Source organism: Ruegeria sp. S84 (assembly GCF_056583445.1).
The window spans coordinates 407,543-433,197 of sequence record NZ_JBWPVF010000001.1 but is presented as its reverse complement, the minus strand read 5'-3'; the positions used below and the strand labels follow the sequence as shown (position 1 = coordinate 433,197).

19 protein-coding genes and 2 pseudogenes are annotated in these 25,655 nt (G+C 52.3%); 8 read left to right on the top strand and 13 right to left on the bottom strand.

Annotated features, from left to right (window positions below):
* Positions 1 to 134 precede the first annotated feature (134 nt).
* Positions 135 to 1,841, top strand: a complete 1,707-nt coding sequence (locus tag AC1DFB_RS20635; RefSeq protein WP_480922724.1) for a hypothetical protein — start codon at positions 135 to 137, stop codon at positions 1,839 to 1,841.
* Here the strand turns inward: AC1DFB_RS20635 and AC1DFB_RS20630 are convergent.
* The 6 genes and pseudogenes from AC1DFB_RS20630 to neuC form a co-directional block, all read right to left on the bottom strand.
* Positions 1,826 to 2,845 (bottom strand): Gfo/Idh/MocA family protein, encoded by a 1,020-nt coding sequence (locus AC1DFB_RS20630; protein WP_480895624.1) that lies wholly within the window; start codon positions 2,843 to 2,845, stop codon positions 1,826 to 1,828. The genes AC1DFB_RS20635 and AC1DFB_RS20630 overlap by 16 nt on opposite strands.
* A 2-nt stretch (positions 2,846 to 2,847) precedes the next feature.
* Positions 2,848 to 3,639, bottom strand: coding sequence for a nucleotidyltransferase family protein (locus tag AC1DFB_RS20625; RefSeq protein ID WP_480922844.1), 792 nt, complete (start codon positions 3,637 to 3,639; stop codon positions 2,848 to 2,850).
* A 114-nt stretch (positions 3,640 to 3,753) separates the two neighbouring features.
* Positions 3,754 to 3,897, bottom strand: a pseudogene (locus tag AC1DFB_RS20620) (CBS domain-containing protein); the annotation flags it as partial.
* Positions 3,894 to 4,640 (bottom strand): acylneuraminate cytidylyltransferase family protein, encoded by a 747-nt coding sequence (locus AC1DFB_RS20615; protein ID WP_170422970.1) that lies wholly within the window; start codon positions 4,638 to 4,640, stop codon positions 3,894 to 3,896. The gene AC1DFB_RS20615 and the pseudogene AC1DFB_RS20620, both read right to left, overlap by 4 nt.
* Positions 4,633 to 5,718: an N-acetylneuraminate synthase gene (neuB, locus tag AC1DFB_RS20610; RefSeq protein WP_480922723.1), complete on the bottom strand. Its 1,086-nt coding sequence runs from the start codon at positions 5,716 to 5,718 to the stop codon at positions 4,633 to 4,635. The genes AC1DFB_RS20615 and neuB overlap by 8 nt, the downstream gene beginning before the upstream one ends.
* 12 nt (positions 5,719 to 5,730) lie before the next feature.
* Positions 5,731 to 6,897, bottom strand: coding sequence for a UDP-N-acetylglucosamine 2-epimerase (gene neuC, locus AC1DFB_RS20605; RefSeq protein ID WP_480922722.1), 1,167 nt, complete (start codon positions 6,895 to 6,897; stop codon positions 5,731 to 5,733).
* A 142-nt stretch (positions 6,898 to 7,039) separates the two neighbouring features.
* Here neuC and AC1DFB_RS20600 point away from each other — a divergent pair, with 142 nt between their 5' ends.
* The 3 genes from AC1DFB_RS20600 to AC1DFB_RS20590 are packed head-to-tail and all read left to right on the top strand — an operon-like array spanning position 7,040 to position 10,952.
* Entirely contained in the window at positions 7,040 to 8,272 is a 1,233-nt protein-coding gene (locus AC1DFB_RS20600) for a polysaccharide biosynthesis protein (RefSeq protein WP_170407579.1), read from the top strand.
* Between the two features lie 2 nt (positions 8,273 to 8,274).
* On the top strand, positions 8,275 to 9,429 hold the full coding sequence (locus AC1DFB_RS20595) for an aminotransferase class I/II-fold pyridoxal phosphate-dependent enzyme (protein WP_170407576.1): 1,155 nt from the start codon (positions 8,275 to 8,277) through the stop codon (positions 9,427 to 9,429).
* 5 nt (positions 9,430 to 9,434) lie between these two features.
* The gene (locus AC1DFB_RS20590; protein WP_480922721.1) at positions 9,435 to 10,952 is read left to right on the top strand and encodes a hypothetical protein; all 1,518 of its coding nucleotides are present in this window, start codon (positions 9,435 to 9,437) and stop codon (positions 10,950 to 10,952) included.
* Positions 10,953 to 10,981: 29 nt separating this feature from the next.
* Here AC1DFB_RS20590 and AC1DFB_RS20585 read toward each other — a convergent pair whose 3' ends face one another.
* Together AC1DFB_RS20585 and AC1DFB_RS20580 are read right to left on the bottom strand one after the other, a co-directional pair.
* Complete coding sequence (locus AC1DFB_RS20585; protein ID WP_170407569.1) at positions 10,982 to 11,938, bottom strand: Gfo/Idh/MocA family oxidoreductase; 957 nt, start codon at positions 11,936 to 11,938, stop codon at positions 10,982 to 10,984.
* A gap of 153 nt (positions 11,939 to 12,091) precedes the next feature.
* Positions 12,092 to 12,806 (bottom strand): annotated as a pseudogene (locus AC1DFB_RS20580) (IS5 family transposase).
* Positions 12,807 to 13,145: 339 nt separating this feature from the next.
* Between AC1DFB_RS20580 and AC1DFB_RS20575 the strand changes: the two are divergent.
* From AC1DFB_RS20575 to AC1DFB_RS20565, 3 genes are all read left to right on the top strand, one after another.
* Entirely contained in the window at positions 13,146 to 14,093 is a 948-nt protein-coding gene (locus AC1DFB_RS20575; protein WP_480922720.1) for a hypothetical protein, read from the top strand.
* Positions 14,094 to 14,358: 265 nt separating this feature from the next.
* Positions 14,359 to 15,366: a glycosyltransferase family 2 protein gene (locus AC1DFB_RS20570; RefSeq protein WP_480922719.1), complete on the top strand. Its 1,008-nt coding sequence runs from the start codon at positions 14,359 to 14,361 to the stop codon at positions 15,364 to 15,366.
* A gap of 12 nt (positions 15,367 to 15,378) precedes the next feature.
* Positions 15,379 to 16,038 (top strand): sulfotransferase, encoded by a 660-nt coding sequence (locus AC1DFB_RS20565; RefSeq protein ID WP_170407560.1) that lies wholly within the window; start codon positions 15,379 to 15,381, stop codon positions 16,036 to 16,038.
* Between the two features lie 289 nt (positions 16,039 to 16,327).
* On the opposite strand, the gene nadC is transcribed toward AC1DFB_RS20565, so the two are convergent.
* From nadC to AC1DFB_RS20540, 5 genes are all read right to left on the bottom strand, one after another.
* Complete coding sequence (nadC, locus tag AC1DFB_RS20560; protein ID WP_480922718.1) at positions 16,328 to 17,179, bottom strand: carboxylating nicotinate-nucleotide diphosphorylase; 852 nt, start codon at positions 17,177 to 17,179, stop codon at positions 16,328 to 16,330.
* Between the two features lie 12 nt (positions 17,180 to 17,191).
* Positions 17,192 to 18,730: an L-aspartate oxidase gene (locus tag AC1DFB_RS20555; RefSeq protein ID WP_480922717.1), complete on the bottom strand. Its 1,539-nt coding sequence runs from the start codon at positions 18,728 to 18,730 to the stop codon at positions 17,192 to 17,194.
* A complete protein-coding gene (nadA, locus tag AC1DFB_RS20550; protein WP_170423007.1) occupies positions 18,727 to 19,698 on the bottom strand; it encodes a quinolinate synthase NadA in 972 nt (323 codons plus the stop codon). Before nadA ends, AC1DFB_RS20555 begins: the two co-directional genes overlap by 4 nt.
* A gap of 77 nt (positions 19,699 to 19,775) precedes the next feature.
* Positions 19,776 to 20,657 carry an NrtR DNA-binding winged helix domain-containing protein gene (locus AC1DFB_RS20545; RefSeq protein ID WP_170423009.1) on the bottom strand — a complete coding sequence of 294 codons (882 nt, stop codon included), beginning with the start codon at positions 20,655 to 20,657 and terminating at the stop codon, positions 19,776 to 19,778.
* An 865-nt stretch (positions 20,658 to 21,522) separates the two neighbouring features.
* Positions 21,523 to 23,586: an alkyl/aryl-sulfatase gene (locus tag AC1DFB_RS20540; RefSeq protein WP_480893767.1), complete on the bottom strand. Its 2,064-nt coding sequence runs from the start codon at positions 23,584 to 23,586 to the stop codon at positions 21,523 to 21,525.
* Between the two features lie 293 nt (positions 23,587 to 23,879).
* Here AC1DFB_RS20540 and AC1DFB_RS20535 point away from each other — a divergent pair, with 293 nt between their 5' ends.
* Entirely contained in the window at positions 23,880 to 25,577 is a 1,698-nt protein-coding gene (locus tag AC1DFB_RS20535) for a hypothetical protein (RefSeq protein ID WP_480922716.1), read from the top strand.
* Positions 25,578 to 25,655 lie beyond the last annotated feature (78 nt).

Below are 25,655 nucleotides of genomic sequence, written 5' to 3'. Positions count from 1 at the left end.
ATTATTTAAACCGGAAATGGTAAATGCGTAAATTATCTTGCACAATATGGTTTCAATCTTCATCGCGGGCAACATTGTCTCGGACGAAACTAAGAAAGTTTGCCTTTCGATTGCGTGCACGGCGTAGGATATTGGTGTTCTTTCAAACCCAGATACCGAAGGAGCATGCAAAACAGATCAAACGGTACAAGCGTTTGGGATTGATCGAAGTTTTCCAGGTTGACGGTCTGGCGGGTTTCTACTCCGAAACGGACTTTCAGATCGCCATCCAGACTCAATTTTTGGCAAAGTACATCGTGTCAAAAATTGCCCCGTCAATGCTATCGAAATCCGGGTTCAGTTTTGACAGAATAGACATATCCAATATGTCTGCAGGTTTAGAGTTACAGCTGGCCGATAACCTCTATTCGAGAATCAGACAGTTTCTTGCGATATTTGATGAGTGCAAGGTCGATAAGAACGATCTTTGGGAAGACTTTGGGAATTCACTTTTGACAAATCTCAATGCCCAGAGCCTTTGTCATCCAGGGCGTTATCAGGAATGGCCGGCCCACGTTAATCTAGTAGCAAAGGAACCAAACTTCTTTAGACCTGACATTGAAACTTCAGGGTTTGGGCATTTCCCAGATTCACGGCCTCAGACACTCCTTTTAGGGAACCCAGGGCAGCCGACATATCTTCGATCCGCTGAAGCGATCGGCTACGCCGAACTAAAGATGGGAAAGCGTTTTGACGCGATTTTCGAAGTTCGACACCCTAATAAGATAGCTCCTTTGCATTGGGGTGATGAGTTTGTCTGTCACTCTTCGGAGTTCTATCTGAATTCACCGGAACCGGCCCTTGGTGACGCAAAACTAAGACTGGCACTACCCGAACAGAATACCTGCAAAACGGTACATGCGCAGTTGTCCAAATCCGACCCGCTTTTGGTACAAAGATTTGGGTTTAACCCAGAGAATTGGTTTGCTCTGTTGTTAAATGAAACACTCGCAGCAACGAATAGCAGACTGCCCAGGATAGCAGGGTTCTATTACTGCCTCATGAACCATCCGCAGTTTCAGAATATCGAAACGCTCGTTTGCTCACCCAGCCGTTCCGCAGTTTTTGTCCCCGTCGCCTTGGGCCTGAAGCTAAAAGGCGTCAAGACCATAGAATATCAGGCTTTTTTCTGGAGCGCCCATCCCAGGTATCAAGTCCTTGATATGGATCTCTTTGTCTGCTCGGATGCAGCAACAATGAAGGTTATCGAAGAGAAAATCGACCGCGTTAGCCACGAGACTAAAGTTGTGCTTGGACCATCTTTTGGCATGGCAAATTTCATGAAAGACTACGCGGTTTCTTTGTCAAAAGAACCCGAGGAAGAATCACCTAAACCAATAGGTATTGCCCTGCAACCGATCAATGATAAGGAATTCGAAGCCGCGTGCCGTCTAATTAGGGACGCCGGGTACGATATTCTGTGTCGACCACATCCAAGGTTAGACCGGGCTCGGGTCAAAGCCCAGTTTGGGAGGTACGGCCAAATCGATGACGGCACACTTGTGGACTTCATCCGAAACACTTCTCTGGTTGTAACCGGGTTTTCAAACGTTGCATTGCAAACTGCTTTGGTGGGTAAAACCGCTGTCTGCCTACCCGTGCCAAATCTTTTGGGATTGAACCTGTCAGATGCTTCGCAACACATTCACCTGTGTAATGACTTGGAAGATCTTCACAGATTTCTGGGTACAAGTGAACATATCAACGAAACCCCAGGTTTTCACGATCCTATCAGCCATTGGTGCGAGATCAGGCGGGCAGATACGCCTGACCAGATATCGACATTTCAGGCTAATGGATAAACGCTTGCGCGATCAACGTCACTTAACGGCAACGCAATGACTGAAGTCGTCTCGATTGCCTTGCGAGCTGCAATCATAACTTCCAGAGCTAATGTCGCGTCGATCAACGAAGCGCCGCCTTCGCTGCGGTCATTTAACAGATCAAGAAACACGTCACGCGTATGATTGACTACATCGCCGGGAACAAAATCCTTCCACGGAATCTCCTGTAAGGCAGCACCATAGAAATGCTTCGGGAGGTCTTGTGTTTCTGGTTTACGTACAAAGACTTGAGGAGGTTCCGAAGTGAATGGCATCAGCACGCGCCCGCGTTCAAATCGGAACTCATATCCGCCGATGACACCGATATCATCACCGATCTCCAACAGCAAACGTCGTTGTTTGGGATAGCTTACAAGAACGGCACCTCCCACGTCTTTGAATTGCGGGCCACGTGGGTTTGTTGACTCTGGCTGAGTACCAACTGCTGAAACGTAAAGGGGAGTATCGGAGAACATCCAATTTGCGAGATCAAAATAATGTGTGCCTAGGTTTCCCAATCCACCAGCACCTTGTGTGATTACAAAGGATTGCAATTTCCCGAATTGAGGATCCCCATCAAACTGGCGTATTGTTCGAAGCACATTCCAGCACCGGTGATTGTGATTGACCAACGCATTGATACTATTGTCCTTAGCGATCCGCACCATCTCCAAGCCGTCTGCAACTGAACAAGCGACCGGTTTTTCTACCAGAACCATTTTCACGCCTGCGTCGACCAAAGCGCGGAACAAATCAGCGTGGCTATCGGCAGTCGTCGAAATTGCTACAATGTCTGGAACGTTAGCGAGAAAGGCATCCATCGAATTAACTAGAACCGACACGAGCGTCGCGTCTTGTGTCACGCCCCACGGCTCATCAGAACTGTCCAGAATCTTAGCAAGTTCAAGGCCAGCTGCGCGCCCAGCAAGCACAGTGCGATAGCCCATGCGCCCCAGGCCAATTACTCCAAAGCTCTTTGTCATCTTTATCCTTCGCTATCTGTCACGATCTTGCGCGCGCGCTGCAAATCCTCGGGCCTACCGATATCGATCCAATCTCCGCTTGTCGGAAAAATGCGCGTATTGATTTTTTGCTCGCGCAAAACATCGAACAATGAGGGCAGATCGAAGAATGCTCCGCTTGGAACGTGATCAATGGCAGTGCGATCTAGCACATAATACCCGGCATTTATGAAGTACTTATAGGTGGGTTTCTCGCTCAGAGACTTTATTTCGAAACCTTCGGTCTCCACGACTCCGAAGGGAATTTCGATTTCATGTTCTCGCACTGCCATCGTCGCACAGGATTTCTGATCCAAGTGGAATTCAAGCATCTCGCGGTAGTTTGTCGAACACAAGATATCCGCGTTGGTGACAAAGAACTGATCAAAGACACCGGCATCGACCAAGGAAAGTGCACCACCGGTCCCAAGGCGTTCTTGCTCTTCTACGTATTCGATGCGTACACCCAGTTTGTCGCCGGATCCGAAGTGATTACGGATCATCTCAGCCTTGTAGTTGACGCAGAAGATGAAGTTTTCCAAACCGTTGTTTCTGAACCGCTTGATAATTTTCTCAAGGATGGGTTCGCCATCAACTTCCAGCAGCGGCTTCGGTTTGTCTTTGGTCAATTCCCCAAGGCGCGAGCCAAGGCCACCAGCCATGACTACAACAGCTACATTGTCCAGTGTACTACCTGGCAAATGTGGGGAAACAGCAACCGACACGACCGATCCTGTCTGATCAACGATCGGAGCAAAAGTGATTTTGTTGCGCATTAAGAACTTTTGCTGATCCGAGCGAGTTACCCCAGCGTCAATTGTTCGCGGCGATTTATTCATCAAATCTTCTGCAGTCTTGTCGACCAATGGACCTTGAATCATCGCCCGTCGAAGATCTCCGTCGGTCACGGTACCCAGCAGTTTGTTTTCGGGCCCGACTACGAGGGCAAACCCCACGGCTGAGTTATCTATGATCTTAAGAACTTGGCGAAAATCATCCGTCGGAGAGACAAGAATTGAAGCAATTTCTTTCAATGCTCATTTACCTCTTTATTCTCAGGATTTTGCAAATCTTGCTTTGCCAGAAGATCGAATGCCAACTCGGCAAAGCTCCAATCGTCTTCCGTGTCAATATCCAGCGAGTATAAGCTGTCCATCTCGTATATGTCTGTTTTATGGCAAATTGCCCTTTGTTGAATAGTCAATGCCTCCCTTGACCACGCATAGATAGACCCATTCAACTGAAAGACTTCTGGTGCATCTTGCCGTCTCTTGACATCGCCGCTAAGAGGCTTGGACAGCGAGTAAGTTCCTTGGTCGGCGTCAAATTCAAGAAGATTGAAATACGGAGAATTCTTGGCGCGCGCTACACTGAGCACACTATCGAGCTTATCGTCTTCGAGCCTGGATACAGCCTCCTGAATATGTCGGCTTTGCCGTAATGGAGATGTTGCCTGTAAAAGCACGACGGTAGTGTATTTCTTGGCAGACAGGGCTTCGCATTCGGAAAGTGCGTGCAATACAACATCCATCGATCCAGCCAAATCTGATGCCAGCTCATCTGGTCGTTTGATACATCTGGTTGCGCCTGTCTCCTTTGCGATCGCTAGATAGGTGTCGCTATCACTGGAAACCGCGACTTCCGTAAATATGCCAGCGGCGACCGCATGTTGGACGCTATGGGCCAACAAGGGTTGGCCACGAAAATCCCGGATGTTCTTGTGTGGAACACCTTTGGACCCCGCCCTAACCGGGATGATGCACAACCTCTCAGTCATTAATCGGGTCACCTTCACGATAGTCTTTTGAAGCTGATGTACCAAGCATCTCCCAAAACAATAGCGGGTCCTTGCCAGACGCCGCACGCTTTGTTGATAGATTTTCCAGCGTGAAAGGATTTCCTTTGGAAATGTCCGCCTTTGCTACCAGACGTTTTCGTGCCGCATTCATCGTGCTGCGCTCTTCCGGCGTACAGCATTTGACAGAAGAGCCAAGCATTGCTTCGACTTCTCTGACGCTAGTAAAAATAGCGGCAATTTCATCTGGCTCAGCTGAAGCCGCGTGATCAGGACCCTCTAGCGAATTGTCGAGTGTAAGGTGTTTTTCTATGCAGCACGCACCAAGCGCGGCAGCCGCAATTGAAGCGGTTCCACCCAGCGTATGGTCAGAATAGCCGACACGCAAACCAAACGCTGAGCGGATGGTGCCGATTGTATGCAAATTTGTAGCTTCTGGGCTGGATGGATAATTTGAAACGCAGTGCAGGATGGTCACTTTGTCTTGCAGACCTGCGCGCAGTTCCGGATCCGCCCACGCCATACTCATATCGTGCCTACTGGGGGCAGCAGGTGGTGCCGGACTATATCCTAACGCTAGAAGACCCAGAGCGCGCTCAATTTCCCCCAAGTCGGACATTCCGGTCGATAGAATAATATCGCATCCGGTCTGTGCCGCAGCATAAAGCAATGGCCCGTTATTAAGGTCACCCGAACCAATTTTTAACAGGCGTTGCCCAAGCCCATTGGTCAATAATTCGAGGCTCACAATATCAAACGGTGTCGATAGGAAACCAATTCCGCGTTCCGAACACTTCTGAATGAGGGTGTGATGCGCAGCTTCGTTCAATTCCAGATCGATGAGCATTTCAAGCTGCGTTTTACTGGAACCGATCTGTTGCTCTTGATAGTCGGCCAACGCAGCAGACTTTGATACCATCGCTTTGGCAGAGAAGGTTTGAAACTTGATCAGGTCAGCCCCGGCATCGGCGGCTGCATCGACCAACGCAAGGGCTTTGTCCAGTTCCCCGTTATGGTTTACACCGGCTTCGGCAATGAGGGTTATTTTGCTATTCAGCATGATTACGACTTTCTATCGCAGACTGTGGAAGCGCTTCGCCAGTATTTCGTGGCGCGAGCGATTGCGGGATACTGATCGCAAAGCGTCAACGATTTTCGCCGCACTGTGTCCATCCCCATACGGATTGACCACGTCTTTGTCCGAATACTCCGTTGTTGCGTGAATAGATGCCAGGATCTCATCTTTTGTACCGGCGCAATCGAAGACACTTGTTGCGCGCAATCGGCCTTTTTGTCGGTCCCCAATATTGATTGTTGGGACCGACAAGCTAGGGATTTCGTAGAGGCCGCTGGACGAATTGCCGATGACGGCCTGCACTTGACGAACAGTGTTGAAGTAGAGGGTCTGACCCAAGCTTTTTTTGAAAATGGAACTTGGTCGCTGAGCAACATAGGCTTGTAAAGCGGCATTGAATTCTGCCCCGCCTGTATCGGCATTGGCACCAGTGAAAATTAGCTGCGCGTCTGGAAGCTCATCCAATGCCGCCAATAATGCCTGCAATTCTGAGCGACCGAAATCTTCTTTCAAAGTAGTGGGATGCAACGTGATCAGGTAAGTAGAGACACCATCAGATAAGCCCAATGCTGCAAAAACATCGGCTCGCGACATCTGTGGTATGTTGTGCAACGCATCAAGCCCCGGGCTGCCCACATTTACTACGCGCCAGAGTTCTTCTCCCATCTGAAGCACATTCTGCGCCGCATCATCGGTCGACGTACAATGCAGATGGCTTAGTTTTGTAATCGCATGCCTGAAGGCGTCGTCATAGGCTTCTTCGGTGACATCACCACCGCACAAATGGCAAACGGGAATTCGATGAAGGGCCGCGGCTGTGGCAGCCCCTAGAACCTCGAACCGATCGCCCAGAAGCACGACCCAATCGGGCGCCAACCGCCCGAGAGCCTGAGCTACGCCCATGGTTGCAAGCCCTGCACTGACTGCCGGGCCAGTTGCAGTGCTGCTATCAAGGTACATCTCAACTGTCTGATCGACTTGAAATCCGTCTTGTTCAATTTCTGAAATCGTGGCGCCTTGTGACGTTGCGAGGTGCCCTCCCCCTGCGATAATACTCAACCTCAGCCCATCACAGTCAGCAATTTTGTACATAGGCCAACGTAGTAGTGAATAATCCGCACGACCTGTCGTGATGCAGGTCACATGGAGGTCTGAATCTTGCACCTGTCGCTCCTGAAAATGTCTTGTTTCTGCTCGGTTTCTATTTCATTCGCTCGTGCCATGCCACCTGTTTGCAGACTTTTTTGCTGCTTGACCAGAGGCCAAAATTACCGGAAAAGCCGCATCATTAGAAATGGAGTGTCCTATGGAGCAGAAGGATTTATCACCCCTTGCAACGGGGCGAGTTGAAAGCCTTTTCCAAAGTGATCTCTGGGCTAAACGCGACGAGATTCATCGTGTTATGAATGGCGCGCGCGTTCTAGTAATCGGCGGTGCTGGCTCAATCGGCAGTTCCACAGTCAACGAGATTTTGCCGTTTCGGCCGGCCGCACTGCATGTCATCGATCAGAATGAAAACGAATTGGCAGAATTGGTGCGCAATCTACGGTCGGCGGAATCGCCAATAGACGTAAATGACTTCCGCACGCTGCCACTTGACTATGGTTCGCCCGCATTTCGAGCGTTTGTGAGAAATGAAGGACCCTATAACTTTGTTCTGAATTTTGCTGCCATTAAACATGTAAGATCCGAGAAGGACGGCTACTCAACGCTTCAGATGTTTGAAACAAACATCCTGAAGCAGGCGCGCCTCGTAGAGCTGTTAAAACATGTCGGATTTGACGGAAGATATTTCAGTGTCTCCACGGATAAAGCTGCAAATCCAACATCTTTGATGGGCGCCTCAAAGCGAGTCATGGAACATGTGATGTTCGATGACGGATTGATCGACGGTCTTAACTGCACGATCACTTCTGCCCGTTTCGCAAATGTCGCCTTCTCCAATGGATCTCTACTTCAGAGCTTTGAGAAGCGCCTACAAAAAGACCAACCTTTGGCCGCACCTAAAGGCACGCGGCGTTACTTTGTGTCGCTGAAGGAAAGCGGCCAGCTATGCCTATTGGCCGCGACAACCGCCCCGCACAAGCATATTATGGTACCAGATCTCGACCCAGAAACTGCGCTTGTAGAAATGCAATCCGTTGCCGAAAATGTTCTGATGGCGAACGGTTATCAGCCAAAGCACTACACTGATGAGGCGCAGGCCTGCGTTACGGTATTAGCCGACAAAGCAACAGGGCATTGGCCTTTACTTCTAACTCCATTGTCGACTTCGGGCGAGAAGCCTTACGAGGAATTCGTCGCCAACGGCGAGACCTGCGTTGAGCTAGGATACGATGCTCTTTTAGGCGTTCAATACCTACCGCTCGAAGACGCGGGCGTCATGAGGCAACTTCTTGCTGAAATGCAAGAAATATTCAAGAGGGCTGAATCCGAGGCGATCTCTAAGGAATCCCTGAAAGCTCTGATCGCCCTTGCGGAGCCAGCATTCCTCGACAGCCACAAGGAAACTGGCATGAACCTTGATCAAAGGGTATAGCTATGATCCCCCTGTGCATTCCGAATATTTCTGGCAACGAAGGCAAATATCTCGCCGAGTGCGTGTCCTCGACTTTCGTGTCATCCGTAGGCCCATTTGTGGACCAGTTCGAAGCGAGAACCAAAGAGGTAACCGGCGCAGCCTGGGCAGTCGCAACCTCGGCAGGCACGACGGCTTTGCACACCGCCTTGCATTCGTTGGGTGTAGGCCCCGGAGATCATGTGATCATTCCTTCACTGACATTTATTGCTACGGCAAACGCAGTCTCGCACTGCCATGCGGCGCCGATCATCATTGATGTCGACGAAGAACGTTGGGGTATGGATGCAAGCCTCTTGTCTGAGTTGTTGGCACGCGAATGTACCCGCGATGCGAGTGGAGTTTTGCGTTATTCTAAGACAGGTGGGGCAGTCAAAGCAGTCATGCCTGTTTTCGCAATGGGGCTGCCCGCAGATATGGATGCGATTGTTACTGTAGCTAAGTCTCATAAACTGCCCATCGTCGCCGATGCTGCCGCTGCTATTGGCGCCACTTACAAAGACCGACCTCTTGCGCAGATGGGTGCGGATCTGACGGCATTGTCCTTCAACGGAAACAAGCTGGTGACATCAGGAGGAGGAGGTGCGATCGTCTCGGGAAAAGACGTCGGTGGAGCGGAGATCAAACACCTGACGTCGACTGCGCGTGTCGGTGCCGCATATGATCACGACATCATCGGCTTCAATTACCGAATGACAAATGTACAAGCCGCAGTGGGTGTCGCCCAGCTTGAACGTCTTGATGAGTTTCTTCGAAACAAGGCCAAGATCGCCGCAACTTATGCCAGCCAATTTGAGGACTTGAATGGAGTTCTTTCGTTTCCCTCGCCCGATGACAGCAACGGTTCAAATTGGCTGTCGGGTATTTATCTTCCGGATGCGTCGCTTGCGTTAATGTCTCAGTTGCGAGAAGCGCTTTCGCACAATGGGATCGAAGGCAGGGCCTTCTGGAAGCCCATTCACATGCAAGCCCCATATAAGAGCTGTCCGCATATGTTGAGCGGAAGATCAGAAGCCATCTGGGAACGTGTTCAACCATTGCCCTGCTCCACCCATCTCGAGGATCTTGAACAAGAACGCGTGATTGAAGCCGTGCGGTCTGTTCTGGGGCGGATCTAGTCTAAGTGCCACCAATATCTGATAAAAACCTTGAGCTTTTCATCAGCGCGATAGAGAAGATAGAAGACTTCGAAAAGCAAGGTGTAGTAACGCGCTGGCGCTATCGTGGCTTTCATGTCTGGCCAATCGTCAAGTATGTAATTGTGAAACAGATGGTTTTTGCGATGAACCGCAACTACTCATCTTCCGACCGGTACAAGCGATATCCGAATTTCGCCAAGCGCAACCGGCTTCGACCCGCTTATTCGAGGCTATTAAGTAGAAAGCCAGCCGATAGTCTTCGGTCCGTTGACACTCTGCCGATCGAACAGTTGAAGAACCACAAATACTGGTGTCTTGGTTCGGGATCAGGTTTTTATGATTTGGATGGTGAAAAGGCAAGCCAGCATCACCACGCGCTTCGCGTCGCGTTGATGGAAAATGGGCACCGGAGCATCGGGCTGTACTCAGGGTTCGATCCCGATGCTATGCCAGCTCGCTCGGAATATGGACCTCATGCTTCGCTAGACCCGTTTATTAAAAATGTAGCGCTAACAGCACGAGTACCGAAACTTTCGCACGCGTTTTTGTATAAGCACTTCAAATCACTAGAGTCGGTTGTCAGTCTGACCGGCCATGGTGACACCGAACTGTGTGCTTTCGTCGACACAGTAATTGGGAGAGTTGATCACGCGGCAAACTGCTTTACTTACCTTTTCCGTTCCATGCGGCCGGATGCAATAATTACCAGCAATTATGCGTCGTTTTATGGTTGGGCACTGGCACACGTTTGTCGGCTATACGATATTCCGTACATTGACATCCAGCACGGCATCGAGGGACGTTTCAACGGGTCCTACTATTTCAAAAAAACGCCAAAAATGGATTGGTCGACTTGTCCTACAGCGCATATGTGCTGGACTGAGTCAGACGCCGAAAGCTTCATGAGGCAGAACGCCAAACGCCGTGCTGCGGTCGTTGGTCCGACATGGGAACAGTTTGCCAAGTTTTTGCCTGATCAATCTGACCGCAACCGCAGAACCCTTTCCGACTTTCAATCGCGTAACGGGCCATTAGTGCTATTTGCAGCGCAACAATCTGATGACATTCTGTTGGCCCAAAAATTGCACCAATCCGGCCTCAACATATTATTTCGTTGTCATCCTCTACGAAAAGACGAAACCGAAAAACTTGTGGATGCGACGCAACTAGCGGCGCTGGGATGCTCCTTGGCATTTGAGACACCGCTTCCGTCACTTCTTGATGCAGTTGACGGTGTTATAACGGGATACTCTGCCGTAATCCTCGAAGCATGCCTCAAAGGCGTGGCGGTGTTGGCAACCGGCAGTTATGCTAGCCTTCTGGAGGCAGACTACGCGCGTGAACTCGACGGACTCCTCACCATCAAATCCGGCATAGCGGGTGATGAAAAGATTTACACAGTACTAGAATGGGCACGACGAATAGAGCGTGAGAGATCTAGAAAAGTGCAGTCAAGGAAATCGTACTCGGACGCATTGGAAGCTCTGGGAATCACCCAATAGGAAAACGACCCTTCAAAAGTGTGGAGACACTAGTGGTCACGCGACAGTATTTTGGCAAATACCTTCATGCGCGATACCTGATTGCGCATGCTGGGAAGTCGGTGACCATCATGGTAGATAAAGTTGGAAACCATATCAGGCAACCCGGGTTTTAGTCCTTCTGGATCCGCCGCAATCTCGATTGGATTCACTTGGAATGATTCCCGACATTGCTCTGTAAGCGTTTCAAGTGGCTTTAATCGCAGCCGCCTGTTGGCAGTAGCTATTTCGACATTCCAGTTTCCACCAGACCGCCAATCTGCAAAACAACTAAAGAGCGATTGATCTCCGACTAACCCGCAGCTAGCGAACCGTGATCCGTCCGGATGCCAGGGGATTTCACCTTGCCTTACTGCCCCGGAAATTAAGACCTCACCTAAATTCTCGGAGGCCTGACCGAGATAGAAGGCCATGTCAAAAACATGTGACGAATTTGCGTAAGGAAGATTCGCCAAAACCTCAGGTGGGTGCACACCCAAAGATTCGAGCCTGTCTGGTAGTTCTGTGAACTCGAAGTGGATCAATTGCGCACCGCCATCTTCATTGATGAGATCTAATGCATGCTGGGTTGATTTGAAGAATCTTCGGTTGTACGCAACGCGAATGCAGTCTTGCCTATCAAGCTCTGCCAAGGCTTGCATATCCTCAAGGTCTATGCCTCCGGGTTTCTCGACAAGGATTGACTTTATGCCCGCGTCAAGAAGTGAGGCGCAAACCGCAGACAATTGGTTCAAATTTACCGCCACAATTGCTGACGCGCCGCGCACATCCGTTTTCTTGAGCTGCTCTGTAAGCAGGCCTGTTCCGGCTATTATACCGGTTTCCGCTTCAAACCGTTTTGCAGAGTCAACACCTCGCCCCAAACAACGAAAGGAGATGCCCAGATATCTTAGAGTCTTGGCGTAGGCGATTGCCATGTTGCCTGCGCCAACTAGTACGATGTCCACAATACACCTCCGATTACTGAGTGTTCGTTTCACATCAGTCTCTTCAGATGAGGTCAACTACAATCTGAAGGCAAAGAGTGATAATGGTCTTACGGTCGGATTCGAATACCAATGATCAAGCTACAATTTGATGCATAGCGTCAGGTTTCCCAACTATTGGATTACGGTTTCCGCGAGAGCGATGGCTGCGAGGCAGACCTTTGGACAGCAGTCAAAGCGCGTCGCAACGCGCCTCCGGCCCTAGAGCGTGCCGAACATGATCTCGATGCGGTTTCGCCGCTTGAATCGGCGCTTGTCATATTTGAACGGGGTCTTGCGCTACTTTCGGACCAGATTGCAAGCACGTATCCCTTTGTCTCGCAGTGCTTCCCGGAACCTGTCGGCATCGTAGCCGCGTTCCCCAAGCAATCTTTTGACATTTGGAAGGCTGCCAGGCAGCGTGTGTGCGCCAATTTCGTCGCTCACCTGTCCAGCGGTGACAAGCAGGTTGAACGGGCGCCCTTAGCTATCGCAGATGGTGTGCGATTTGGAGTTCATGTCGCCCTTGGCTCGACCATTCAGACGATCACGCCACCTTTTTGGCAACCACTCTGGTCGCGGTACAGTGTGCTTTTAGATAGGCCGCGTCGATCATAACAACCTTTTGCGCGCCGTATTCGGCACCAAGCTCAGCCATTATCCGCGCAAGAACCTTTCCTGCTCCAGCACTTCCATCGGCTGTACAAGGTCTTGCGCGGGCCATATGCGACAGGAGCCTCACGCCAGCGCAAACCATGCGGATGAATAAGATTATTTCGCTCAACACGCACATGTTGTCGACTCCGGGCCTGCGGAGTTGCGGACTCAGATCGTGATGATTTGCCCACATTAGATTTTAATCAGAATAGTGAAGGAAACCGCAACGATCGGAAACACCATCACACCGGATACCTCCGCTCAAACAAACTGGTCTAAGAGCCGACCGGTTCGGCGTTGGATGTAGACGGCAAGTGTAGCTATCGATAGACAACTTCCACAGGGTCAAACCGAAAACGAGGGCCCGAGGCAACCCAGGCAACAGGAAGAAACTATGAAGCGCTGTGCAATTGTACAATTTGAACCGCGCCATGAAGAAGTCATCCCCAGCTTGGTGGCCGCCTGTAATGCCAACGGGTACCGACCACGAATCTTTCTGCATCGCCGGATCTTAAAGCTGCGCGGAGATATCATGGCCTTGGTCCCGGGATTGGAATTTGATGTTGAGTATGTGCCTTTAAGCACGCCGGATTACCGGGCTGCGGATGCACCAAAACATATCAAGTCTACTATGGCTGCAATTGAAGCGGCCGAACATGACTTCGTCCTCATGGCCTCTTTGAGTCGTCCAAAAGCGGCAAGCTGGGCGCATGGAGTGAAGAAGCCATTGATCATGGTCCTGCATAATCTGGATCAGTTCAGCCAGATGGCACCCCTGCGCGAGACGCTTCAGATGCCAAATGCGCGCTACATCAGCCTGAGTGCACATGTCACGGCTGAATGGATCAGCCGGGTGGGCAAAGCCCATATGGACAGGATCGCGACGTTGGAGCCGTTTTATTGGATCGATGATCCGGAACCAAAGTTGGGCCAGCCGCGTCAGGTCGTGATCCCCGGCAACGTTAACATGCGGACACGTGATTACCCTGGCCTGCTGGATCTTCTTGGCAATCGACCGGACGCCTTTCAGAATCTGCATTTCATCCTGCCGTCAGGAGGCGGAGATCGCGCCAAGGTTGAAAGTGAGATCCAGGACCGAAAGCTTGACGCGCGTTTTACGTGCGTGCCTTTGGACAACAGCGGGCAGGTCGGGCATGCCGCGTATTTTGACGCACTGGCGGGCGCTCAGGTGATACATCCGCTCATGCCATTTGACTATGAACAATATCAACGGATCAAGATCACATCTGCCCTGTCCTCTTCGGGTGGATTCTGTGTGCCGATCGTCATGGACCGCTGGTCAGAGGCCTGTTACCGACCACCAATGCTGATTGCTGACAATGGGTTGGAGGCAAGCCTGACCCGCATTTCAGAGGCGAGTGATGCAGAACTCAGCGATCTGCAGGCAGCGCTGAAATCTTACCGCCGAACTGCACTTGCAAACGGAGCTGTCGGGCTACGACGGCTAATTGAACAATAAGTGCATCTATCCGGTTCACTCTTAGCCTTTTAGATCCACCTACCACCGAGTTGGAAATCACCCAAGTTGGCAACATGATGCCGCGCCGTACTTTTTTCGTTCCTACGCGAAATTCGCAGTTCAGAACATCTGCAAAACCGTTATTCTCAATGAGCACCACATGACATGCGGTCTGGCGGATCACCAGACTGAAGCGTCGGATCAAAGGAATAGAATGACACGAAAGCTAGCGATCCTGACGGTCAAAGATGAAGGCGCGTTCCTGTTGGAATGGCTCGCCCATCATCAGATGGTTGGTTTCACTGATTTTCTGATCTTCTCGAATGATTGCGCGGATGGCACCGATCTGATGTTGCACCGACTCGAAGAGATGGGGCAAATCACTCATGTCAGCCATGAAGCCAAGCCCGATAAGAGCGTACAGTGGCAGGCTATGAAACAAGCCGCCAAACATCCTCTATTGAAAGAAGCAGACTGGATACTGGCGCTCGATATTGATGAGTTTGTAAATATCCATATTGGCGACGGCTCATTAGACGCGCTCATCCATAGCCTCCCCGAGGCGGATGCGATCACGCTCACCTGGCGGCTATTCGGAAATGCAGGGATCGTTTATTTTGAAGATGCGCCGGTGACCGAACAGTTCACTTCCTGCGCCCCCAAACCCATCCTTTGGCCGTGGCGCGCCTCAATGTTCAAAACGCTTTATCGCAACAACGGGATTTACCGTAAACCAGGCATTCATCGGCCAATTTCGCCTGATCAGACCCGCGTGGATGAGGCGCGCTGGTATGATGGATCAGGCCGTTTGCTTGGTGGCGATCATCGCCGCCAGCGGGTATTTTCCAACTATACGCAAGATACGACCATGAGGGTTCAGCTTAACCATTATGCTTTGGGCGCGATGGACTCCTTTCTGCTCAAACGTGCGCGTGGACGTGGGGTGCATTTCAAAGAGAAAATCGGCATGGATTATTGGGTCGATTACAACTTTAACAGCGATCAGGACGTCTCTATTTCCCGCTACCAATCGGCACGGGCTGCTCGGGTTACCGAGCTAAAATCAGATGCCACACTGAAGAAGCTACATGACAAGGCCTGCGAATGGCGGCACAAGCGATTTAAGGAACTTTTGGAGTCAGAACCTGAACGCGTGTTTTTTGCTCGCCTGATGATGGCTGGCCAAACCACACCTCTGACGGAGCATACGGCCCGTCAGCTTATTTCAGTTGCCATGCGCGCGAACCAGAAAGCCGCCGCAGAGTCCGAGTAGGAGCCTTCCTTCGTGCCGCAATCATCAAAAACTCATCCTGAATATCTGTCTACTCGTGCAGGCCGTACGCGGCGGATATTTCAGGTCGGTTTCAACAAGTGCGGCACAAGGTCGATTTCCGCCTTTCTAGATAACAACGGCATTCCGACGGTTCACTTCAAGCGTGGCAATCTGGCCCGCGCGCTCGCTAACAATCTTAAGTATGGCTATGCGCCGCTCAATGGCATTGACCGTTGGGTCGGCTACACCGACATGCAGATGGTAAGCGGCTCGCGCGTGATTGAAGGTTGCCGTTATTTTCGTCAACTCGCGGCATATTATCCCAATTCCTATTTCATATTGAACACTCGAGACAAAGACAGGTGGATCGCAAGTCGCCGAAACCATGGCAATGGGTTTTATGCCGAGCGTTATCGTAAGGGTATGAATTTCGAGTCGGTTGATCAGGTAATTGATCATTGGTCAGAAGAATGGGACCGGCATCATCAGGAGGTGCCCGAATTTTTTAAGGACCAACCGGATAAATTATTGATATATAATATAGAAACAGACAGCCCTGACCAGATGTCCGAGTTCCTTGCGCCTGATTTTGAGACTGATCCGACTTTCTTCGGCCATGAGGGTAAAACGTCCGGAGGCAATGACGCCGACGATGCGGTTTCTCCGAATTGAGATGTCATGGCCTGCTTATTTAAGCAGCATAAGAAATCGAGTGTGGGCGAGAACGAAAGGTTCGGTCGCCAACTCTCTGACGAATGAATGCGACTTAAAACTTGCCCAGCTTAGCTGGCTAACGGAGTGACAAGACTGAACAGGCAGGCTGCGCCGCCGCGCACCTTTTGATTGCCTTGATTCCTAAGGTGCGCGCGATGCTCTTGCCGTTGGCAATCTTTTGGAAAGGCCGTTGATTTCGACAATTTGGGCAATGAGCGTCGTAACTGTTGGTTTACTCTTGGTGCTGTTAGAGCACAAAATCCAGACCAATATCGAGGCAGTGTGCACTGTGGGTGATCCAGCCCATAGAAATCAAATCAACACCGGTGTTCGCCACAGCCCGCACATTATCTGGGGTTATCCCGCCTGAAGCTTCGGCAATGGCTTGACCATCAATCATGCCTATAGCTTCGCTTAAGGTTCTTGGATCCATGTTATCTAGAAGCACCGCATCAACACCGATTTTCAGTGCTTCGGCCAACTGCTCCAGCGTGTCGACCTCGATCTCGATCTTGACCATATGACCGACTGTCTCTTTGGCCCGCGTCAAGGCTGGGCGGACACCCCCGGCTATGGCGATGTGGTTGTCCTTGATCAGCACCGCGTCACTTAGGGAGTAGCGATGGTTCATGCCGCCGCCTGATCGCACAGCGTATTTCTCTAACGCCCGCAAACCGGGCGTTGTTTTTCGGGTACAGACGATGGCAGCACGCGTGCCTTCGACGCGGCGAACCATATCGGCAGTCACACTTGCAATACCCGATAGATGACCCAAGAAGTTGAGCGCCGTACGTTCGGCAAACAGCAGACTGCGCGACGGCCCTTTGAAAGTGGCGATCACTGCGCCGGGCGCAACTGTCCCACCATCCTCGACATGGCGGATTACTTTGATCGCCGGATCTATCAGCTCACAAGCCAATTCAGCACAATCCAGACCGGAAATACATCCGGATTGACGCGCGCAAGCCACAACTTCGGAAACATGATCCGAAGGAATAACAGCCGAAGAGGTGACATCTCCGGCGAGGCCCAAATCTTCATCAAGTGCGCGGCGGATCACCGGCTCCAGCATCGTTCGGGGCAACGGGGCTAGGGGCATGATAGTCATTTCTCAAGCAGTCCTCAAAAAGGGTTCCTGACTGGTCAAACTCGCATGAGCAAGTACTTCGGTCAGAGTCATCAAAAGAGATTGCGCGTTCGCCTCAGGATTGGGGAAGTCACTTCGGTAATGTCCGCCCCGCGATTCACGGCGCAGATCGGCAAAGACCGCGATCGAAAGCGCGACTAGTGCCGGGTCAGAAGCGCAGGCAGCGGTTTCGACCAACGGAGACAACTTTGAAATGACTTGACGCAATCCCACCTCGTCGCGGATCAAACCCAGATATTTTGTAGCCAAAGGCCGGACAGAGCTAGGGTTAGAACGAGGCAGAGCGGTAACTGTAGGAACAAATGACAGGTTTCTCACTTCTGCATTGGCAACATCATTTGCGGCGCGGCGTCCCATCACCACCGCCTCCAGCAGTGAATTGCTAGCAAGGCGATTGGCACCATGCAGGCCAGTGGCCGCGCATTCACCTACGCCCCATAGGCCTGGCAGGGTGCTTCTTCCATGCTCATCAACAGCGATACCGCCCATGTGGTAATGCGCAGCCGGAAGTATCGGTATGGGATCGAACGCCGGATCAATTCCGCTTGCTGCGCACAATGCATGGATGCCAGGGAACCGCTGGACAAATTCGGCACCAAGCGCGGCACGAGCATCAAGAAACGCTCTCCCACCTTCTAATATGACCTGATGCACGGCACGAGCCACCACGTCGCGCGGGGCCAGTTCAGCCCCCGGAATATGCGACATGAAGCGCTTTCCGGTTTGGTCGATCAGAATTGCGCCCTCGCCCCGGACGGCTTCACTGACCAATGCCAGAGGTGTCTGCTTGATATCCAGCGCTGTGGGATGAAACTGGACAAATTCCATATCGCGCAACGCTGCCCCGGCGCGGGCGGCCATCATGACACCCTGGCCGAAATTACCTGGAGGGTTGGTGCTGACACCAAACAGACCGCCGCAACCGCCTGTCGCAATAACGACCTGAGATGTGCGCAATACCTCTGCTTGGGCATCTTTTTGCAGATGAACGCCTGTGACGTGTCCATCTAGCGTCAACACCCGTCGGGCTTCAACTCCGGTCAAGCAAGTGATCGACTGGCATTGCAACACGGCACTCGCAAGGGCCGATGTGATTTCGGCTCCGGTGCGGTCGCCGCCTGCATGCAGTATGCGGCGGCGGGAATGCGCGGCCTCGCGCCCCAAGGCATATGTGCCGTCGGCGGTTCTATCGAAACGAACGCCATGTTTCTCTAAACCAGTGATCGCCTTTTGCGCTTCGCAGAGAATGGCCGACGCCAGGGTTTCGTCGCACAGCCCGTCGCCCGCCCGCAAAGTATCGGCCAAGTGTTGCGCAGGATCACCATCCGTGCCTAGTTCGGCGGCAATCCCTCCTTGAGCCCAAGCGCTGGAACATTCCTGGCCCAGCCCTGCACGGGTGATTAGTACTACGGGTTGTGGAGCTAGTTCCAGCGCAGCCGTCAGCCCGGCGATGCCGCCACCGATGATGGCAGTTCGACCATGAAGCCCTTCGAGCCAGATCATTTCACTGCCAGCATCCGTTCTACCGCGCGGCGCGCATCTTCGGCGATGGCCGGATCGACGGTGACTTCGTGATGGCCCAGTTCCAATGCGTTGCGAATGTTGCGCAGACTAATGCGCTTCATATGTGGACACAGGTTACAGGGGCGCACGAATTCCACCTCAGGATGGTTCAGCGCCACGTTGTCGCTCATCGAGCATTCGGTCAGCAGGCAAACCCGCGTCGGTTTTTTATCGCCGACGAAATCCGACATGACTGCGGTAGAGCCAGAAAAATCAGCTTCGGCAACCACTTCGGGCGGGCATTCAGGATGGGCCAGGACCGTAACACCCGGCCACGCTTCGCGCATTTCACGTATATCGGCTGGAGTAAACAGTTCGTGCACCTCGCAGTGTCCATGCCATGCGATCAATTCGACATCGGTCTCTTTGGCGACGTTCTTGGCGAGATACTCGTCCGGGATCATCAACACGCGCGGCACTCCGAGGGATTCCACCACCTTTACTGCGTTGCCCGACGTGCAGCAGATATCCGATGCCGCCTTCACCGCTGCCGAAGTGTTTACATATGTGATCACCGGAACGCCGGGATGGGCTTCGCGCAGAAGCGCAATATCCTCGGGTGTGATGGAATCCGCCAGTGAACACCCCGCCCCCAAATCTGGGATCAGCACTGTCTTATCAGGATTCAACAGCTTGGCAGTTTCCGCCATAAAATGCACACCAGCCAACACAATGACATCGGCATCAACCTTCACAGCTTCGCGCGCAAGCGCAAGGCTGTCGCCCACGATATCGGCAACTCCGTGGAAGATCTCCGGCGTTTGGTAATTGTGGGCGAGGATGACCGCATTCCTCTCACGCTTGAGATCAAGGATGGCTTCCAGATCATCTTCAAACAGCATCCATTCGGGTTGCGGGATGATCTGCTTTACCCGGTCGTAGAGGTCTGGAAGGCGAAAATCTTTCATTGGCTTCTCCATTTATACTCGAATCGAGTATATTGAGGCCATGCTTATTCTCGATTCGAGATTATGTCAAGCGAGGTTCAGGACCGGGAGAGAGGTAGTCTGACGCCCGACAGCATGCGAGCCTCTAGAATGGCCGGCCTATATCGGAACAGGCGCGCCGGGCGACCACCGGTGCCGCTGGACATTTCGCCGGTATCTTCAATCAATTCCTGCTGATCAATCTGGCGGCGAAAATTGGGTTTGTGCAGGTGTAGACCAGACAGCGCTTCGACTGTGCGCTGTAACTGCAGCAAGGTGAAGCTTTCGGGCATGAGCTCGAACACCACCGGAGAGTATTTTATCTTGGCCCGCAAGCGAGATATGCCGGTGGCGAGAATGCGACGGTTGTCCGCTTCCATGTGACGACCGAATTCAGGAGTGTCAACAAGCCCTGCTTCGTACATCAGCTCATAACGTTGCAAAACCAGTTCTTCGTTCCAAGTCTTCCCATTCAAACCAAACAGATAGTCCACACGCTGCAGTTTTAGCGGATCACTTCCTGCCCAAGCTGAGATACGTTTGATAATTTGCGGTAGATCTTCTGGGCTGCGATCACGATGATCCTCCCATGGGAAGTACTGATACCAGCTACGCCATGCCGGACGTCCAGCACCGGTAGTATCCTGCTCCCGCACCAGACCGAGATAGCTGATCGAGATACGCTGAGAGTTGTCGGCATAACCCGAGCGTGGATCGCGATCCTTGTCTGCAAAGGTATAAAGCTGTTCAAGATATCCCACCGGATGGCCAGTCTGCGCCTCAATCCAGGCCCGCAAGCCGCTTTGCAAGCTGCGGTGTGAAGATTCGAACGGTCCCGAAGGTAGCGCGTTACCGCCACGCAAGGTCATGACACGCGGCTGATCATCAGTCACGGCGATTAGGATTGCGATCAGTTCGGCAGGGGCTAGTCCACTTGGCAAGGAATTTCCTGTTTGTAGAATGTCGCGAAGCGTTGGTTAGAATGTGCGTTCTAACCCAAATCTAATACCTTGGCTTGAAGAAAAATACCGTGTGACGGGTGCTTCTTAAGAGTACAAGCTTTTCTGGCCCAGTTTATCGCCCCTCTGATCAACCATCAGGCTACTACTTTCGGTCCAACGAACTCGAAATACAGTTTGGTCTCACGACTTGAGCAGTATCGCAAGATATGGGTTCGGGCTGACCAAACAGCCCGTTGAGGTATTCGTTTCGCTAAAGTAGTTCTCGGACCGGTCTTACGTATGATCTTTTTAAAGGCTGCCGTTTCAGCAAAGACATTATTGATTACACTAAATACTTCGATTTGCGACACACAGTGTCTTATCGAAATTTGGAAGCGATCATAGCATATCGCAGCTAAGGTCTGACCACTTCACATTCGACAGTTGGGTTGTGAAGCTTCCTCCAGTTCGAAGATACCCATCCGACCCGCGGCGCTAAGCGGCCAGTTCTTTGAATCGTTGTACGGGACGGGGTCTACGAGTGAATTGAAATCCACGGATCAGGACCTCTAGGTAGTTTGATATCTTGGCTGATGTTCACAAATTGCAAGTTTCAGCACATCTCAGTTTGATTTTTGCGTCATGCGCTTTGGCTTTCTTAGGCTGAAGATTCTGATCCCGCATTGACACCACGGATGAAAGAGTCCGCGCACGGCGGTAACAATCCAGCAGTCGTTCGGGCGGGGCATTCTGCTGCTCCGATACCAGCACTACTGGTCGAAAACTTCTCCCGGTCCAATAGTCAGAAAGAGAGAGGCCCAGGGCAGCAAAACCCTGAGCCAGCTTTCAATCGGACGGTCCCGTCTCAGCCGCCACTCGAGTTTGCTAACCCGGGCTGGGCAAAATCATTGGCGGGTGGCGTCAAATCCTGCGCACCGGTGCCGGGCATCAACTCGAAACCCAAATCAAATTGATCCAGGGTCGAAGCCAGTTGCGCTACGATCTCGGCGTTGCCCTCAGACTGCGCGGTGCCATCAGCGAGCATCTCGGTCAATCTGCGCTCACCGGTCATGACCATTTCTAGGTCCGTGCGGCTCAGACTGATCGAAAGATCGGCGTCTTCCGCCACCTGATCGACGATATGAGTCAGGGTGGCATTGCTCATCTCGACAACGATGTTCTCGTCCCGGTCGGGGATCGACAGGTTGATGGTGAACTCCATATCGGCGGCTTTGGCGCTATTGACGCGAATGGCCAGAAAGTCGAGCCACATCGTGGTCTGCATAGCCTTTATCGTATCGGGACCGGTAGTCTCGATGGTAGCGCCCTGCGGAATACCGTTGCGCAGTTCGAACGCCGCGCCAAGGAACGAGTTGCGGACCGAAGGGCTTTCCTTCTGATACCCGATCTGCTCGAACGCGTCGGCCAACAGGTCCTTGGAGGCCTGGTTCTGTGGTTCGGCGTAGACCAGTTTGTTCAGAATCTCGGTTGCTTCAAGGTATTTGCCGGTGTCGACTAATTCCTGCCCTTTCGACAGGATCGGTTGGGCGCCGCCCATCATCTCGACAAACAGCGGAGCGCTGTCTTCGGGCGACAGAGGTGTCAGCGTGGTGGGATTGGCATCCCAGTAGCCCAGATAACGGTTTATCACCGCCCGGCTGTTATGCTCGACCGAGCCATGATAGCTGCGCGCGGCCCATTGCTGCTGCAGGCTTTCCGGCACGTCATAGACGTTGTGAATCTGATTAATGGTCACGCCTTTGTTGGCCAGATTCAGTACCCCGTTGTTAAGATTTGCGTAAGTGTCACGCTGCGCACGCATCACTTCTTGAATGCGCTCATTTCCGTAACGGGGCCAAGAGTGAGAGGCGAACATCAACTCGACATCCTGCCCGAACTTGTACAGCGCGTCATTGACATGCTTGGACCAGCTCAGCGCATCGCGCACCAGTGCGCCACGCAAGGTATAGATGTTGTGAATTGTGCCAGTGATGTTTTCCGCCGCCCAGAATGCCTTGAGGTCGGGGAAATAGGTATTCATCTCAGCAGGTGCTTCAGTACCCGGTGTATTCTGGAAGATCATACGCACGCCGTCTACGATGATCTCTTCATACGCGTCCGAGACATGGCGGGTCGGTTCGATCAGGCCCGTGGTGCCAGCCGAGATGTTCTTGCCGATGGACTGATCCACATGACCGAACGGGCTGCGTGGCAGCAATACGCCGTATTGGAAAAACAGACGGCGGTTCATCACGTTGCCCGCATAGATGTTTTCGGAAACCGCATGTTCCATGAAACCTTCGGGCGCGATCACCTCCACGCCGTTTGCCACGTCCTCATCGGTGATCACTCCGCGCACACCGCCATAATGGTCGGCGTGGGAATGCGAATAGACAACCGCCTTGACCGGCAGTTCGCCCACGGTGTCGTTCAGCAGCTTCAGCGCTGCGGCGGCAGTTTCCTTGGAGGCCAGCGGGTCAAAGATGATCCAGCCGGTATCGCCACGAATAAAAGTGATGTTGGACAGATCGAAGCCACGCACCTGATAGATGCTGTCGTCGAGAAGCTCGTACAGGCCGAAATTCATGTTCAGGATCGCCTGACGCTGCAACGACGGGTGGATCGAGTCGAACTCTTTGCCCTCGAGCAGATAGTCATAGCTGCCGATGTCCCAGGCGACGGTGCCATCCTCGGTTTTGATCTGGCGGTATTCTGGAACCGCAATTAGCCCCTTGCGGCTTTCTTCAAAGTCACGCTCGTCATCGAACGGCAGGTTATTGCGTTGGGTTTGCTGGAATTCGATCGTGTAATCCGAGGGCAACTTGCCCTTCGGGTCAAAGTGCTGAGGACTATCATCCTGCGCGACGGCAAGACCTGAGGTCAGCGTCAAAAGGGTGACGGTCAAGAGTAAGGTGGTTCGGCGTGGCATATATAATCGGTTCCTATCATGAACGCTTCAAAAGAGATCGCAGCGCAGGAGGTCTGACGGGACGAACCACGAGGTTGAAATTCGTCCCGCCGGTGCATTGACCTCCAGAAGTGCCGAGATGCGCGATCTTTTGGAAGCCGGGTGCCTGCCTTTACGACCAGCAGTGCGGCCCTCTTATCCGCAGAATTTTTCCCGAGAAGTGCAAACATGTTGCCACATGTCGAAAAACACATGTATCAACGAGGCCAACATAATGGTTTTCCTTGGTTTTCCCGAGGCAGAGGGATATTGTAGTGGATACTACCGAGCGCGAAATTCGGGTACAGATGCAACGTATCCTGGATCATCCGGATTTCACCGCCAGCCCCAAACGCCGCGCATTTCTGAACTATATCATCGAGGAATATCTGGCTGGTCGTTCAGATCAGATCAAAGGCGTGTCGATTGCCATGTCCGTCTTTGACCGCGACGAAAGCTTCGACCAGCAGGTCGATCCGATTGTCCGATTTGAGGCGCGGCGACTACGGCAGGAGATTGACACCTACTATGCCGGGCCCGGTCGGGGCGATCCGATACGTCTCACCATACCCAAAGGAGGATACGCGCCGCGGTTCGCAAAATCTTCACTGCCGAGCCCTGATCAGGCACCTGCTGACGCCCGGCCAAATGCCGGGTTCAGCGGACGACGACGCGCTGGGATTGGACTGGCTGTCGCCTTTGGCCTGGCATTGTTTGGGCTAATCTGGGGATTGACCCGTTCAGGGACGCCAGAGGAACAGGCAAATCACAGCTTGCCCAAAGGGCCCGTCGTGGCTGTACTGCCCTTTGAAACTCTGGGAGATGGCCCCGAGTACCTCGCCGATGGTCTTACCCGGCAGTTGACGACCGAGTTGATCCGGTTCCGGGACATCTGGGTCTTGCCCCTTGGCAGCACACTGCATTCTGGTGAAACCGAGATTGATACGGCGAGCTTGCGTACAGAATTCAACGCTGAATTCGCGCTGGAAGGCAATGTGATGGACAGGGGCGACACCTTGCGCCTGTCCGCACGCCTCATTGATCTGAAAGACCGAAGATATATCTGGTCGCAAAGCTATGAGGTCAGCAATACCTCCGAGGAAATTTATGCGGTACAGGACAGCATTATCCGAGATGTAATGGGTAAACTGGCCGGGAAATACGGGCTACTGACGCTTGGCGCGATGCGAGATGCCGATAGAATTCCACCCAACAATCGCGATGCTTATGACTGTGTGCTTGGTTATTACAGCTATCAGGTAACCATCAATCTGGATCGCCATGCCGAAATCAAATCCTGCATCCTGAACGCGCTTGAGAAGGCTCCGGATTATGCCGAGGCCTGGGCGGTGCTGTCGAACCTGTATCTGCAACAGATACGTTTTGGGCTGGGCGGAAATCGCGAACAGATTCTGGCCGCAGCCGATGCTGCAGCACGCCGGGCGGTCGAGATCGACCCAAATCTGGCGGCGGGACATCTGATGATGGCCAATATGCGGTTCGTGCTCGGTGATTTTGCCGGGTTCCGCGAGGCCGGGCAACGGGCGATTGACCTGAATCCGAATGACACCGACATTCTGGCCCATTACGGGATGCGTCTGGCGTTCAGTGGCGAATGGGAAAAAGGACTTGCTATTGTAGACCGGGCAATCGCTCTGAACCCTGTGCATCCTCAGTGGTATCTGTTTCCGCGGGTTTTTTACGAGTTCGACCGGGGCGACTATGAAGCGGCGCTGGCACAATTGGAACAAATCGATATGCCAAGTTTCTTCTGGACCCATCTATGGCAGGCCGCGCTACACAGCAAACTGGGAAATGGGGAACAGGCCCAGGCGGCTCTACGCAGCTTGTTGGTTCTACGCCCAGATTTTTCATCTGTTGCATCGGATATACTTGCCATTTGGCAACTTGACGCCACTTTTAAGGAGAACCTGTTGGCCAGCCTCCAGAAGGCTGGTTTGTCAGATTCTTGACCGGCTTATCCAGTTTCCGCACACCTATTCATCGGTGGGTTTCACAGTTATCTGGAATCGCATCACCCTTGTACGCAG